General features: G+C 67.7%; 13 protein-coding genes. 3 read left to right on the plus strand and 10 right to left on the minus strand.

The features are described from left to right. Nucleotides 1-32: 32 nt before the first annotated feature. The 7 genes from U5A56_RS24110 to argB all read right to left on the minus strand — a co-directional run bounded on the left by U5A56_RS24110 (nucleotide 33) and on the right by argB (nucleotide 7,093). On the minus strand, nucleotides 33-1,076 hold the full coding sequence (locus tag U5A56_RS24110; protein ID WP_321924888.1) for a M48 family metallopeptidase: 1,044 nt from the start codon (nucleotides 1,074-1,076) through the stop codon (nucleotides 33-35). Continuing rightward, nucleotides 1,066-2,487, minus strand: a complete 1,422-nt coding sequence (locus U5A56_RS24115) for an AmpG family muropeptide MFS transporter (protein ID WP_321924890.1) — start codon at nucleotides 2,485-2,487, stop codon at nucleotides 1,066-1,068. The genes U5A56_RS24110 and U5A56_RS24115 overlap by 11 nt, the downstream gene beginning before the upstream one ends. 119 nt (nucleotides 2,488-2,606) lie before the next feature. Continuing rightward, nucleotides 2,607-3,215, minus strand: coding sequence for a methionine biosynthesis protein MetW (metW, locus tag U5A56_RS24120; RefSeq protein ID WP_044847830.1), 609 nt, complete (start codon nucleotides 3,213-3,215; stop codon nucleotides 2,607-2,609). Next, a complete protein-coding gene (gene metX / locus U5A56_RS24125) occupies nucleotides 3,212-4,357 on the minus strand; it encodes a homoserine O-succinyltransferase MetX (RefSeq protein WP_044847831.1) in 1,146 nt (381 codons plus the stop codon). Before metX ends, metW begins: the two co-directional genes overlap by 4 nt. A 419-nt stretch (nucleotides 4,358-4,776) precedes the next feature. Beyond that, on the minus strand, nucleotides 4,777-5,439 hold the full coding sequence (gene slmA, locus U5A56_RS24130; protein WP_044847837.1) for a nucleoid occlusion factor SlmA: 663 nt from the start codon (nucleotides 5,437-5,439) through the stop codon (nucleotides 4,777-4,779). Further along, entirely contained in the window at nucleotides 5,406-6,197 is a 792-nt protein-coding gene (locus tag U5A56_RS24135; protein WP_044847838.1) for an HAD-IA family hydrolase, read from the minus strand. The genes slmA and U5A56_RS24135 overlap by 34 nt, the downstream gene beginning before the upstream one ends. After that, nucleotides 6,194-7,093 (minus strand): acetylglutamate kinase, encoded by a 900-nt coding sequence (gene argB / locus U5A56_RS24140; RefSeq protein WP_006490510.1) that lies wholly within the window; start codon nucleotides 7,091-7,093, stop codon nucleotides 6,194-6,196. Before argB ends, U5A56_RS24135 begins: the two co-directional genes overlap by 4 nt. A gap of 343 nt (nucleotides 7,094-7,436) precedes the next feature. Between argB and U5A56_RS24145 the strand changes: the two genes are divergently transcribed. The 3 genes from U5A56_RS24145 to U5A56_RS24155 all read left to right on the plus strand — a co-directional run bounded on the left by U5A56_RS24145 (nucleotide 7,437) and on the right by U5A56_RS24155 (nucleotide 9,737). Continuing rightward, complete coding sequence (locus U5A56_RS24145) at nucleotides 7,437-7,661, plus strand: cysteine-rich CWC family protein (protein WP_044847839.1); 225 nt, start codon at nucleotides 7,437-7,439, stop codon at nucleotides 7,659-7,661. Nucleotides 7,662-7,774: 113 nt separating this feature from the next. Further along, the gene (locus tag U5A56_RS24150; protein ID WP_044847840.1) at nucleotides 7,775-9,181 is read left to right on the plus strand and encodes an ATP-binding protein; all 1,407 of its coding nucleotides are present in this window, start codon (nucleotides 7,775-7,777) and stop codon (nucleotides 9,179-9,181) included. 13 nt (nucleotides 9,182-9,194) lie between these two features. Continuing rightward, a complete protein-coding gene (locus U5A56_RS24155; RefSeq protein ID WP_044847841.1) occupies nucleotides 9,195-9,737 on the plus strand; it encodes a response regulator transcription factor in 543 nt (180 codons plus the stop codon). 87 nt (nucleotides 9,738-9,824) lie between these two features. Here the strand turns inward: U5A56_RS24155 and hslU are convergent, their stop codons facing one another. The 3 genes from hslU to dksA form a co-directional block, all read right to left on the minus strand. After that, entirely contained in the window at nucleotides 9,825-11,168 is a 1,344-nt protein-coding gene (gene hslU / locus U5A56_RS24160; RefSeq protein WP_044847842.1) for an ATP-dependent protease ATPase subunit HslU, read from the minus strand. 10 nt (nucleotides 11,169-11,178) lie between these two features. After that, entirely contained in the window at nucleotides 11,179-11,715 is a 537-nt protein-coding gene (gene hslV / locus U5A56_RS24165; RefSeq protein ID WP_006760749.1) for an ATP-dependent protease subunit HslV, read from the minus strand. A 238-nt stretch (nucleotides 11,716-11,953) separates the two neighbouring features. Continuing rightward, nucleotides 11,954-12,370: an RNA polymerase-binding protein DksA gene (gene dksA / locus U5A56_RS24170; protein WP_006477498.1), complete on the minus strand. Its 417-nt coding sequence runs from the start codon at nucleotides 12,368-12,370 to the stop codon at nucleotides 11,954-11,956. Nucleotides 12,371-12,780 lie beyond the last annotated feature (410 nt).

Below are 12,780 nucleotides of genomic sequence, written 5' to 3' on the forward strand. Positions count from 1 at the left end.
GATTCCCGGCGGGGAGCCGCCGGGTGCGGCGCTCAGCGCCGCACGACCTTGCGCCGCTGCGCGCTGATGCCCGCGTAGTCGGGCAGCGTGTCGACGCGTTTGGCCGTCGCCTTCGCATACAGCGGCATCAGGTCCGGCAGGCGGTTCAGCAGATCCTGCCGCCGCGCGGCGCTGTACGGATGCATGTAGATGAAGCCCGACGTCTTGTTCGCGCGCGTCGCCGCCGCGAGCTTGTCCCACAGCGTGATCGCCGCGCGCGGATCGAAACCCGCGCGGGCGGCGATGTCGCCGCCGATCACGTCGGCTTCGGTTTCGTCGGTCGGGTCGTAGCGCAGCGTCTGCAGGCGTTCGCCGAGGTTCAGCGCCTGCGGCAGCGGATCGCCGACGCCGAACAGCGGCGGCAGCGTGGCCGCGCGCAGCGACGTTTGCGACGTCGCGCTGAAATTGCTGCGTGCGTGTTCGCGCAGCGCATGCGCGATGCCGTGTGCGATCAGCACGCCGAACTCGTCGTCGTTCAGGCGGACGCGATCGAGCAGCCCGCCGTACACGAGCACCTTGCCGCCCGGCAGGCAGGTAATGCGGATGTCGCGCGAGCGGATCACGTTGACGTCCCACGCCCAGCTCTTCACACGATCGTTCCACTTCACCGAATACGGCGCGAGCTTCATGACGATCGCGCGCAGCCGCTTCACGCGCGGCTGGTTCGCGGGCAGCAGGCGGTCGCTGTCGGCGGCGGCCTGGACGATCTGCGCGTATTCGTTCGCGGTGAGTTGTTCGAGCAGCGGCGACGGGATCAGCGTGCGGAACGCGATCGCATTGCCGTAGCGAACCTGCTGCGGCGTCGGCGTATAGGCTTTCGCGGGCACGGCGGCGCCGGTCGGCTGCGCGGCTTCGGCTGCAGGCGGGGGAGCGGCTGCAGCCGGCGTGGACGGCGATGCCGGGGCAGCGGGCGCGGAGCCGGCCATGGCCGCAACGGTGTCGGACGCATGAGCGCTTCCCGCCGCGCCGAGCGTCGTGAAGCCGACGCCCAGCGCGGCGGCGACGCACGCCACGCGATGCAGGCGGTCATTGCGCACGGCTGGCCTCGCCGTTGCGCGCGGTGCCGTTCCACGGCGCGATCTTGAACAGCAGCAGCATGCCGGGGATCGCGAGCGCGGTGCACACGATGAAGTAGTCGAACCAGCCGATCTTCGCGACGATGAAGCCGCTCGCGGCCGATGCGAGGGTGCGCGGCACGGACGCGAGGCTCGTGAACAGCGCGAACTGCGTGGCCGTGTAGCGCGGATCGGTCGTGCTCGCGATATACGCGACGAACGCGGCCATCGTCAGGCCGGTCGTGAAGGTTTCGACGCCGTAGACGATCGCGAGCGCGACCGTCATCGGGCTGAATTGCGGCGTGACCGCGACGCCGAACACCGACAGCGCCGCCGTGATCGCATGGCTCGTCGATACCGTGAAGTCGTACAGCATCGCGAGTACCGGCGAGCCGGGGCCGAGTTGCGCGAGCCATGCGAAGCCGAGCGTCGATACCATCTGCAGCGCGCCGAAGATCCACAGCCCGCGGCCGATCCCGATCTTCACGAGCCAGACGCCGCCGATGATGCCGCCGGCGACGCTCGCGACGAGCGCGGTGGTCTTCGCGACGATGCCGATCTCGGTGCGCGTGAAGCCGATGTCGAGGAAGAACGACGTCGACAGCGTGGTGGCCATCGTGTCGCCGATCTTGAACAGGAAGATGAACGCGATGACGAGCAGCGCACCGCTCCAGCCGTCGCGCTGGATGAATTCGCGGAACGGCAGCACGATCGCGTCGCGCAGGTTGCGCGGCGGCGCGCCGACGACTTCCGGTTCGCGCACGAGCAGCGTCATCAGGATGCCCGGCAGCATGAACGCGCCGGTGAGCGCGAACACGGCGTCCCACGGCATGTGGTCGGACAGGATCAGCGCGAGCGAGCCGGGGATCAGCGCGGCGAGCTTGTATGCGTTCACGTGCACCGCGTTGCCGAGGCCTTGCTCGGTGTCGCGCAGCAGTTCGCGGCGATAGGCGTCGATCACGATGTCGGAGCTTGCGCCGAAGAACGCGACGAGCGTCGTGAGCGCGGCGACCGTCCAGATCGAGTCGCGCGGCGACACGAAGCCGAGCGCGGCGATCGCGCCGGCGACCAGCACCTGCGTGAGCAGCATCCAGCCGCGCCGGCGGCCCGGCCGCCAGCCGGGCAGGCGCGGGATGTAGCGGTCCATCAGCGGCGCCCACAGGAACTTCCACGTATACGGGAACTGGATCAGCGCGAACAGGCCGATTTCCTTCAGGTTCACGCCCTCGGAGCGCAGCCATGCCTGCACGAGGTAGACGAGCGTGAACAGGGGCAGCCCCGACGTGAAGCCCAGGAACACGCAGATCAGCATGTGCGTGTTCAGATAGGCGCGCCAGCCGGGGTGATCCTCGTGAGCGGTGAGTGCGGGCGCCTCGTGTGGCGTTTTGGACATGGACGGAAACTGGGTAGCGTTGACTGATGGCGGCGGCAGCGCACGCGGCGGCGCGGGTAGCACAGGAGCGCGGCCGTACGTGCGTGCTGGCCGTCGGCGTCCGTCAACGGCCCCCCGGCTCAGCTGCGCTTGACGCGATAGACAGCAAGACTACCACGCCAGTTCGCTCCCCATCGAATCGGCTGGCCTTCGTGCAGCACGATGCGGTCGAGGATCGTGACGCCGACTTCGGGCGCGAGCGCCTCGAAATCCTTGATCGTCAGCACCCGGACGTTCGGCGTGTTGTGCCACTGGTAAGGCAGCGACTTCGACACCGGCATCCGGCCGCGCAGCACCGACAACCGGTGCGCCCAGTAGCCGAAGTTCGGGAACGACACGATGCATTCGCGTCCGACGCGCGCGGTTTCGCGCAGGATCGCGGCCGTCTGGTGGATCGTCTGAAGGGTTTGCGACAGGATCGCGAAATCGAAGCTGTGATCCTCGAACAGGCGCAGGCCGTCCTCGAGGTTCTGCTGGATCACGTTGATCCCGTTCTTCGCGCTGGCGAGCACGCCCGCGTCGTTCAGTTCGATCCCGTAGCCGGACACGTCGAGTTCTTCCGACAGCAGCGACAGCAGCGAGCCGTCGCCGCAGCCGAGGTCGAGCACGGTCGCGCGCGGTTCGACCCAGCGGGCGATCGCGCGGAAGTCCGCGCGGGCGGACAGGGAATTCAGTGCTTGCTGGTTCATGCCCCCACCTCGATGGCGATTCGTTCGTAATACGCGCGGAGCAGGTTGTGATAGCGCGCGTCGTCGAGCAGGAACGCGTCGTGGCCGTGCGGCGCGTCGATTTCCGCGTAGCTGACCGTGCGCTTGTTGTCGAGCAGCGCCTTCACGATCTCGCGCGAACGCGCCGGCGCGAAGCGCCAGTCGGTCGAGAAGCTCGCGATCAGGTATTTCGCCTGCGTGTGCGCGAGCGCGGCCGTCAGGTTGCCGTCGAACGCCTTCGCCGGATCGAAGTAGTCGAGCGCGCGCGTGATCAGCAGGTAGGTGTTCGCGTCGAAGTAGTCGGCGAACTTGTCGCCCTGGTAGCGCAGGTACGACTCGACCTCGAACTCCACGTCGAAGCTGAAGTTGTACGCGTCGAGCGCGCCGTCCGCGCGGCGCAGCGCACGGCCGAATTTCTCGGCCATGTCGTCGTCGGACAGGTACGTGATGTGGCCGATCATCCGCGCGACGCGCAGGCCGCGCTTCGGCTTCACGCCGTGCGCGTAGTAGTCGCCGCCGTGGAAGTCGGGATCGGACAGGATCGCCGAGCGCGCGACCTCGTTGAACGCGATGTTCTGCGCGGACAGCTTCGGTGTCGACGCGATGTCGATGCAGTGCGCGACGCGCTCCGGATACATCAGGCTCCACGCGAGCGCCTGCATCCCGCCGAGGCTGCCGCCCATCACGGCGGCGAAGCGCTCGATGCCGAATGCGTCGGCGACGCGCGCCTGCGCGTGCACCCAGTCCTCGACGGTGACGACGGGGAAGCGCGCGCCGTACGGTTTGCCGGTCGACGGATCGATGCTCATCGGGCCGGTCGAGCCGAAACACGACCCGAGATTGTTCACGCCGATCACGAAGAAGCGGTTGGTGTCGAGCGGCTTGCCGGGGCCGACCATGTTGTCCCACCAGCCGGTGCTGCGCGGATCGTCCGCGTAGACGCCGGCGACGTGGTGCGACGCGTTGAGCGCGTGGCAGACGAGCACTGCGTTCGAGCGCGCGGCGTTGAGCTCGCCGTACGTCTCGACGACGAGCTGATAGTTGCCGATCACGCTGCCGCTTTGCAAGCGCAGCGGTTCGGCGAAGTGCATGGTCTGTGGAGCGACGATGCCGATCGATTCCATTCGTTCCGCCTTATGCCATATGACTGGGCGGCTAAATGGTGTCGGCGAGGCGCGGAGTCGAAGGTGCGCGGCTGACGACCTCTTTAGCCGCATTTGTAGTGAACCGCCGGGGAACGACGCATCGACGCGTCAAGGCCCCGGCCGGTTCGCGCGCCCGCAATCGAGTCAGCAAATCGGCGCGCTTCCGGCCTGCCGCCAAGGGGGCGGCAAGTCGGCAAAGTATAGCGGAATTCCGCCGGAGGCGGATTGCATCGGGGCGTGCGGCCCGCTGGCCGCTTTACCAGCGGTACTTTGCCGTGAACTGGCCCGTGATCACCGAGTAGTTGGACAGGTTTCCTTCCACGCCGAGGCTGGCCGATATCGAGAAGCGCAGGCTCACTTGTCCGGTCGTGCCGATCCGGATGGAGGCGCGCCGGGCATCACTGCAGAATCAGCCGCAAATGCGCATCGGCCTGTTCCCCGGGCGGCTTCTGGAACCCGCCTTTGGCAAAGCGATGCCACCGGCCGATCACATAGCTGACGAGCAGGCTTGCGCGCGCGGCGGGATCGTAATCGGCCGGCAGCACGAACGGCGCCGCGCCGTCGGGCGCCTGGGATTCGGTGCGCGCGACCCGCAGGCACTGCTTGACGGTTGCCTCGATTCGGTCGACGAGCTGGTTCACGCGCTCGGTGAGCCGCTCGTCCTCGCCGACCAGCGCCTCGCCGGTCAGCACGCGCGTCATGCCGGGGTTCTTCGCGGCGAAATTGAGCATCGTCAGCGCGATCGTGCGTGCCTGCAGCACGCCGTTCGGCTCCTTCGCGACGATCTGGTTGACGAGGCCGAACAGCGCCTGCTCGATGAACTCGATCAGCCCTTCGTACATCTTCGCCTTGCTGGAGAAGTGCCGGTACAGCGCGGCTTCCGACACGTCGAGCCGGGCCGCGAGCGAGGCCGTCGTGATTTTTTCGGGCTTCGGCGCCTCCAGCATCGCGGCGAGCGTCTGCAGGATCATCACGCGCCGCTCGCCCGGCTTCGGGCGCGGGCGGGACGGCGTGGCCTGGTCTTCCGTTACGGCTTGGTCCTGCGGGTAAGTCGGCTGCATTTTTGTCGCCCCGATCGTGTGCCCAGTCGCAGCGATTTTAACGAACGAATGCGCTGATCGACATAATGCGGCCGGCCGATGTTCGGCAGATGACCCGGCAGGTGGCCCGTGATCCACACGGTGCCGATGCCGAGGCGCTTGTAGCGCTTCAGGTGGCTGCGGGTATCCTCGACGAGGATCGCGTCGGCGAGCCGCGCGTGCGCGGCGCGCAGCGTGCGGCGCAGCATCGTGTGATCGGGCTTTGCGCGCCACGCACGCCGGTCTCGCATGTGCTCGATCGCGATCACGCGCTCGAACAGCCGTTCGATGCGCAGCTCGCGCAGCACCGCGCGCGCGTAGTTCTCGGGCGCGTTGGTCAGCACGAACTTGCGGCCCGGCAGCGCGGCGATGATGCGCGCGAGGCCGCGCTCGGCGCGCAGCATCGCGGGCAGGTCGGAAAACGTGTGCACGACCCGCAGGAAGTCGTTCGGATCGATCGGATGATGGCGCGCAAGGCCGAGGAGCGCGGCGCCGTAGCGCTGCGTGTAGCCGGTGCGCAGGCGATCGGCTTCGACGCGCCCGACGTGGAGCGTGTCGATGATGTATTGCGTCATCGCGCGGTTGATCTCCGGGAAGATCGCGTGCGATGCGTGATGAAGCGTGTTGTCGAGATCGAACAGCCAGACAGGCGAGCCGGCGCGCGGCCGGCTGCGGGAGATGCGCCGGCGTCGCAGCGACGCCGGCAGGTCGGGACCGGTGGTTTTGCGGCGCGCGCTCAATGCGAGCGGATCATCGTGCCGAACGGCTGCTCGGTCAGGATTTCCAGCAGCACCGAGTGCTCGATGCGGCCGTCGACGATGTGCACCGACTTCACGCCGCTCTTCGCCGCGTCGAGCGCCGACGAGATCTTCGGCAGCATGCCGCCCGAGATCGTGCCGTCCTCGAACAGCGCGTCGATCTCGCGCGCCGACAGGTCGGTCAGCAGGTTGCCGTCCTTGTCCATCACGCCAGGGATGTTGGTCATCATCAGCAGCTTCTCGGCGTTCAGCACCGTGGCGAGCTTGCCCGCGACCAGATCGGCGTTGATGTTGTACGAGAGGCCGTCCTCGCCGAAGCCGATCGGCGAGATCACCGGGATGAACGCGTCGTCCTGCAGCGCCTTCACGACCGCCGGGTTGATCGCCTCGACTTCGCCGACCTGGCCGATGTCGATGTACTGGCCCGGATTGTCGCGGTCCGGCATCAGCAGCTTGCGAGCATGGATCAGGCCGCCGTCCTTGCCCGTCAGGCCCACCGCATGGCCGCCGAAGTGGTTGATCAGCATCACGATGTCCTGCTGGACTTCGCCGCCCAGCACCCATTCGACGACTTCCATCGTTTCTTCGTCGGTGACGCGCATGCCCTGGATGAAGGTGCCGGCCTTGCCGATCTTCTTCAGCGCATGATCGATCTGCGGACCGCCGCCGTGGACGATCACCGGATTGATGCCGACCAGTTTCAGCAGGATCACGTCGCGCGCGAAACCCTGCTTGAGCCGCTCTTCCGTCATCGCGTTGCCGCCGTATTTGATCACCACGGTCTTGCCGTGGTAGCGGCGGATGTACGGCAGCGCCTCGGCGAGGATTTCTGCCTTCAGCGTGGGGGCGATCTGCGAGAGGTCGATGGGCTCGGACATGGCGGCGGCTCTGGCTGGGAACGGTTGAAACAGGGCGAATTGTACAGGAGTGGCGCAGCGCAGCATCGGGTTTTTGGGCTGGCCGGACGGCCGATCGCGCGGGCCCGGCGCCACGCGCGGCGGCCCGCCGGCCATGGCGCCGGACCCTGCGGCCGAACCCTGCGCCGGGCTCTGAGCCGGCCCCCGCGGCGGGCTCCGCGCCAGCGGCGCGAGCGGGGCGACGCCCGCCGCGTGCGGCGGTGTCGGCGGCATGCATCGGCCGGACGGCAGACGTGCAAAATCCGTCCGCCGCGCTATGCTTGTCGCGTAGGGCGACGTGCATGCCCGCTTTCACGCTTGAGCCATGACCGATTCCGCCGCCGCCGCCCGTTCGACCCCGCGCCGAGCGCGTTGCCCGCACTGCGGGCGCGGCTTCGACTGCGGCGCCGGCACGCAGCCGTTCGAGTGCTGGTGTGCGTCGATGCCGGCCGTGCCCGGCGGCGCGCCGCCGGCAGCCGGTACGCGTTGCCGCTGTCCGGAGTGCCTCGCCGACGAGATCGCGCAACGCATGGCCGGTGCGGCCGGCTGACGGTTGCCGGCCCGTGCAACCCGATGCGACGCCGGCTCGCCCGGTGCTCCGTTCGTCCTCACCGATCCGGCCCCCGGTAGAGGCGCCGGGCGCTAAACGGGTAAACTGCTCGGATGCAACGAATCACCACCACCGGGCGCGTCAACCTCAGTCACCTGTTCTGGCTGCGCAATCTCGCGATCATCGGCCAGCTCGTGACGATCGGCGTCGTGCAGACCTATTTCGGCGTGCATCTGCCGCTGCCGGCGATGCTGATGGTCATCGCGCTCGAAATCGTTTTCAACGCGCTGACCTGGGTGCGCGTGCTGCGCGCGCGGCCCGAGACCAATTTCGAGCTGCTCGGCCAGCTGTGGGTCGACCTCGGCGCATTGTCGGCGCTGCTGTTCCTGTCGGGCGGCACGACCAACCCGTTCGTGTCGCTGTACCTGCCGTCGCTCGCGATCGCGGCGGCCGTGCTGCCGTGGCACCTGATGATCTGGCTCGCGGCGTTCGCGGTCGCGTGCTATGCGGCGCTCGGCTTCGATTCGGTGCCGCTCAACATGGATAACCCGGCGAACCTGTTCGACTACTACCGCACCGGGATGTGGGCGAACTTCATGGTCAGCGTCGGGCTGATCGCATGGTTCGTCGCGCGCATGTCGAACGCGCTGCGCCAGCGCGATGCGGCGCTCGGCGAGGCGCAGGCGCACCTGCTGCGCGACGAGCGGGCGGTCGCGCTCGGCGTGCAGGCGGCCACGGTCGCGCACGAGATGGGCACGCCGCTGTCGACCATCGCGATGCTCGCGGAGGAACTGCGCGACGCGGCACGCGCCGATCCGGGGCTCGCGCGCTACGAGGGCGACCTGAAGGTGCTGGAAGAACAGATGACGCTCTGCACGTCGGCGCTCGCGCGGCTGCGCAGTCGCGCGAGCGCGCCGGCGAGCCGCCAGCCGGTGGATGACTGGCTCGACACGTTCGTCGAGCACTGGCGCCTGCGGCATCCGCACGTGCAGTTCGAGCTGCTGGGTGCGCGCCCGTCAGGCGTCGCGCTCGACGACACGGTGGCGGCCGGCCAGATCCTGACGATCCTGCTCGACAATGCCGCGCGGGCGAGCCCGCACCGCGTGACGCTGGCCGCGAAGCTCGCGCACAACGACCGGGCGGGCGACCAGATCGAATTCGAAGTATGCGACGACGGCCCCGGCATTCCGGCCGCATTGCGCGAATCGCTCGGCGCGATGCCGGTCGACAGCACGCAGGGCGGGCACGGGGTCGGCCTGTATCTTGCGTTCAGCGCGGCTGCGCGCCTCGGCGGCGAGGTCGAGCTGTCCGATGTCACGCCGCGCGCGGCGGGCGGCAACGGGCGCGCGGGTGGCGGTGCGAACGGTCACGCCGCTGCTGCGTCGGGCCAGCGCGCGAGCGAACGAGCGGCAGCCGCGCCGGACAGCCGCCCGGCTGGCGTCACCGGCCGCGGCACCCGCGCGGTGCTGCGCCTGCCGGTGGCGCGCGTCACGGCGCCGGCCGCCTCAACCAACACGTAGACGGAGAAACCACATGAGCGAGAACAATTTCCTGGTGATCGACGACAACGAGGTGTTCGCGGGCACGCTCGCGCGCGGCCTCGAGCGCCGCGGCTACGCGGTCCAGCAGGCGCACGACAAGGAGGCGGCGCTGCGGCTCGCGGCCGGCGGCAAGTTCCAGTTCATCACCGTCGACCTGCACCTCGGCGACGATTCGGGGCTGAGCCTGATCGCGCCGCTGTGCGACCTGCAGCCCGACGCGCGGATTCTCGTGCTGACCGGCTACGCGAGCATCGCGACCGCCGTGCAGGCCGTGAAGGAAGGCGCCGACAACTATCTCGCGAAGCCGGCGAACATCGAGTCGATCCTGGCCGCGCTGCAGACCAACGCGAGCGAAGTGCAGGCCGACGAGGCGCTCGAGAATCCGGTCGTGCTGTCGGTCGACCGGCTCGAATGGGAGCACATCCAGCGCGTGCTCGCGGAGAACAACAACAACATTTCGGCAACCGCGCGCGCGCTGAACATGCACCGTCGCACGCTGCAGCGCAAGCTCGCGAAGAAGCCGGTGCGGCAGTAAGCGGCGCCGCGGCAGCGGCCGGCCCCCCCCCAACGAAAACGGGCGGCCCCGAAGGAGCCGCCCGTTTCGCATTCGCCCCTGCGCGCGTTACAGCACGTAGCGCGACAGGTCTTCGTCCTGCGACACTTCGCCGAGCGCACGGTCGACATACTGCGCGTCGATCGTCACGCGCTCGCCGGCGTGGTTGCCGGCCGAGAACGACACTTCCTCGAGCAGCTTCTCGATCACCGTGTAGAGCCGGCGCGCACCGATGTTCTCGGTCTTCTCGTTGACCGCGTACGCGATCTCGGCCAGGCGGCGGATGCCGTCTTCGGCGAACTCGAGCTGCACGTCTTCGGTGGCGAGCAGCGCCTGGTATTGCTTGACGAGGCTCGCATCGGTCGCGACGAGGATCGCCTCGAAATCCTTCACCGACAGCGAGTCGAGCTCGACGCGGATCGGGAAGCGGCCCTGCAGTTCGGGAATCAGGTCGCTCGGCTTCGCGAGGTGGAATGCGCCGCTCGCGATGAACAGGATGTGATCGGTCTTCACCATCCCGTACTTCGTGTTGACCGTCGTGCCCTCGACGAGCGGCAGCAGGTCGCGCTGCACGCCCTGACGCGACACTTCGCCGCCGCTGCCTTCGTTGTTGCGCGACGTGATCTTGTCGATCTCGTCGAGGAACACGATGCCGTTCTGCTCGACGTTCTGCACGGCCTTCGTCTTCACTTCCTCGTCGTTGAGCATCTTGGCCGCTTCCTCGTCGGTCAGCAGCTTCAGCGCTTCCTTGATCTTCACCTTGCGGCGCTGCTTCTTGCCGCTGCCGAGGTTCGAGAACATCGAGCGGATCTGCTCGGTCATCTCTTCCATCCCCGGCGGCGCCATGATGTCCATGCCGGCCGACGGCTGCTCGAGGTCGAGCTCGACTTCCTTGTCGTCGAGCTGGCCTTCGCGCAGGCGCTTGCGGAAGGTCTGGCGCGTCGCGTTGTTGTCGTCGTTCGCGTGGTCGGCATTGCCGCCGAAGCCCACCGCGCGCGGCTGCGGCAGCAGGATGTCGAGGATGCGGTCTTCCGCCTGGTCGGTGGCCTTGCTGCGCACCTTGCGCATCTCGGATTCGCGCGTCTGCTTCACCGAGATCTCGATCAGGTCGCGCACGATGCTGTCGACGTCGCGGCCGACGTAGCCGACTTCGGTGAACTTGGTCGCTTCGATCTTGATGAACGGCGCGTCGGCGAGCTTCGCGAGGCGTCGTGCGATTTCGGTCTTGCCGACGCCCGTCGGCCCGATCATCAGGATGTTCTTCGGCGTGATTTCCTGGCGCAGCGGGTCGGCGACCTGCTGGCGGCGCCAGCGGTTGCGCAGCGCGACCGCGACGGCCTTCTTCGCCTTGGCCTGGCCGATGATGTGCTTGTCGAGTTCCGAGACGATCTCGGCAGGGGTCATGGTGCTCATGGGGCGGTCCTTACTCGATCGTTTCGATGATGCGGTTGTGGTTCGTGTAGATGCACATGTCGCCGGCGATCTCGAGCGACTTCTCGACGATCTCGCGCGGCGACAGCTCGGTGTTCTCCGCGAGCGCGCGGGCCGCGGCCTGCGCATAGGCGCCGCCCGAACCGATCGCGCAGATGCCGCCTTCCGGGTCGAGCACGTCGCCGTTGCCGGTGATCACGAGCGTGGTGGTCGCGTCGGCCGTGATCAGCATCGCCTCGAGGCGGCGCAGCATCCGGTCGGTGCGCCAGTCCTTCGCGAGCTCGACGGCCGCGCGGGTCAGGTTGCCCTGGTGCTTCTCGAGCTTCGCCTCGAAGCGATCGAGCAGCGAGAACGCATCGGCGGTGCCGCCCGCGAATCCGACCAGTACCTGGTTGTTGTAGATCCGCCGCACTTTCCGCGCGCCACCCTTCATGACGATGTTGCCGAGGGTTACCTGGCCGTCGCCGCCGAGCGCGACCTTGTCGCCGCGCCGGACCGAAACGATGGTCGTGCCGTGAAATTGCTCCATCTGCGTTCCTTGAGAAAAACGGGGAAGAGTCGGGCGGCGCGACGCGCCGCCGCGTGAATCCGCAGTGCGCCGGGGAGCGGCCCGGCGCGCGTCCGTTTCATTTTAGGGCGGGCGCCGGGATATCAAGAGGGGGACGCAAATCGGCCGGCGGCCCGGGAACCGGTGCCGGAAAAACAAAAAGCGCGCGGCAGGCCGCGCGCTTTCGGGAAGCAGCGTGTCGGAGCGGAACGCCGCTCGATCAGTCGCCGAACAGCTTCTGGCGCAGCTCGCGGCGCTCTTGCGCCTCGAGCGACAGCGTGGCCGTCGGACGCGCGAGCAGGCGCGGGATGCCGATCGGTTCGCCGGTTTCCTCGCACCAGCCGTAGTCGCCGGAATCGATGCGGGCGAGCGACTGCTGAACCTTCTTGAGGAGCTTGCGTTCGCGATCGCGCGTGCGCAGCTCGAGCGCGTGCTCTTCCTCGATCGTCGCGCGGTCGGCGGGATCGGGGACGATCACCGTCTCGCGCAGGTTCTCGGTCGTCTGGCCTGCGTTCTTGAGGATGTCCGCCTGCAACTGTTCGAGCCGATTTTTGAAGAAGGCGAGCTGATCCTCATTCATGTAATCCTTGTCGCTCATCTTCAGGATTTCGGCTTCGGTCAAGAGTTTCTTCGTCATCTGCTTGCTTCTTCAATGTGCGGCAAATCAGGAGATAGTGCCTGCACTTTGGGATTACCCGCAACTGCCGCTTGCAATCATTTGCGATTTGCCGCCGCGGGGCCGAAAGCCTCTGGAAAACCGGTTCTCAAATACCAGGACAGGCCTGGCGCGGATTTGCGCGCGCGGCGAACCGGTACTGCGCGGCAGATCGCATCGGCCGCGGCCGGGTGGCGGATGGGCGATCCGGCGCGGTTGCGATGCCCGGGTATTGGTTCTGCAAGAACCGGGCCTGTTATTGCCGTACTCCAGCGGGCACGTATTGTAACTGAATCGCAAGCGGGCGCCGTATCGGGTCGATCCCCGTCGGCTGCGCCAATATCTAGAAAATATAACGCGCAAATCGCGAAAAAGCGATGACGGCGAAACCC

It is taken from the genome of Burkholderia sp. BCC1998 (genome assembly GCF_905339875.1).
Taxonomy (GTDB): domain Bacteria; phylum Pseudomonadota; class Gammaproteobacteria; order Burkholderiales; family Burkholderiaceae; genus Burkholderia.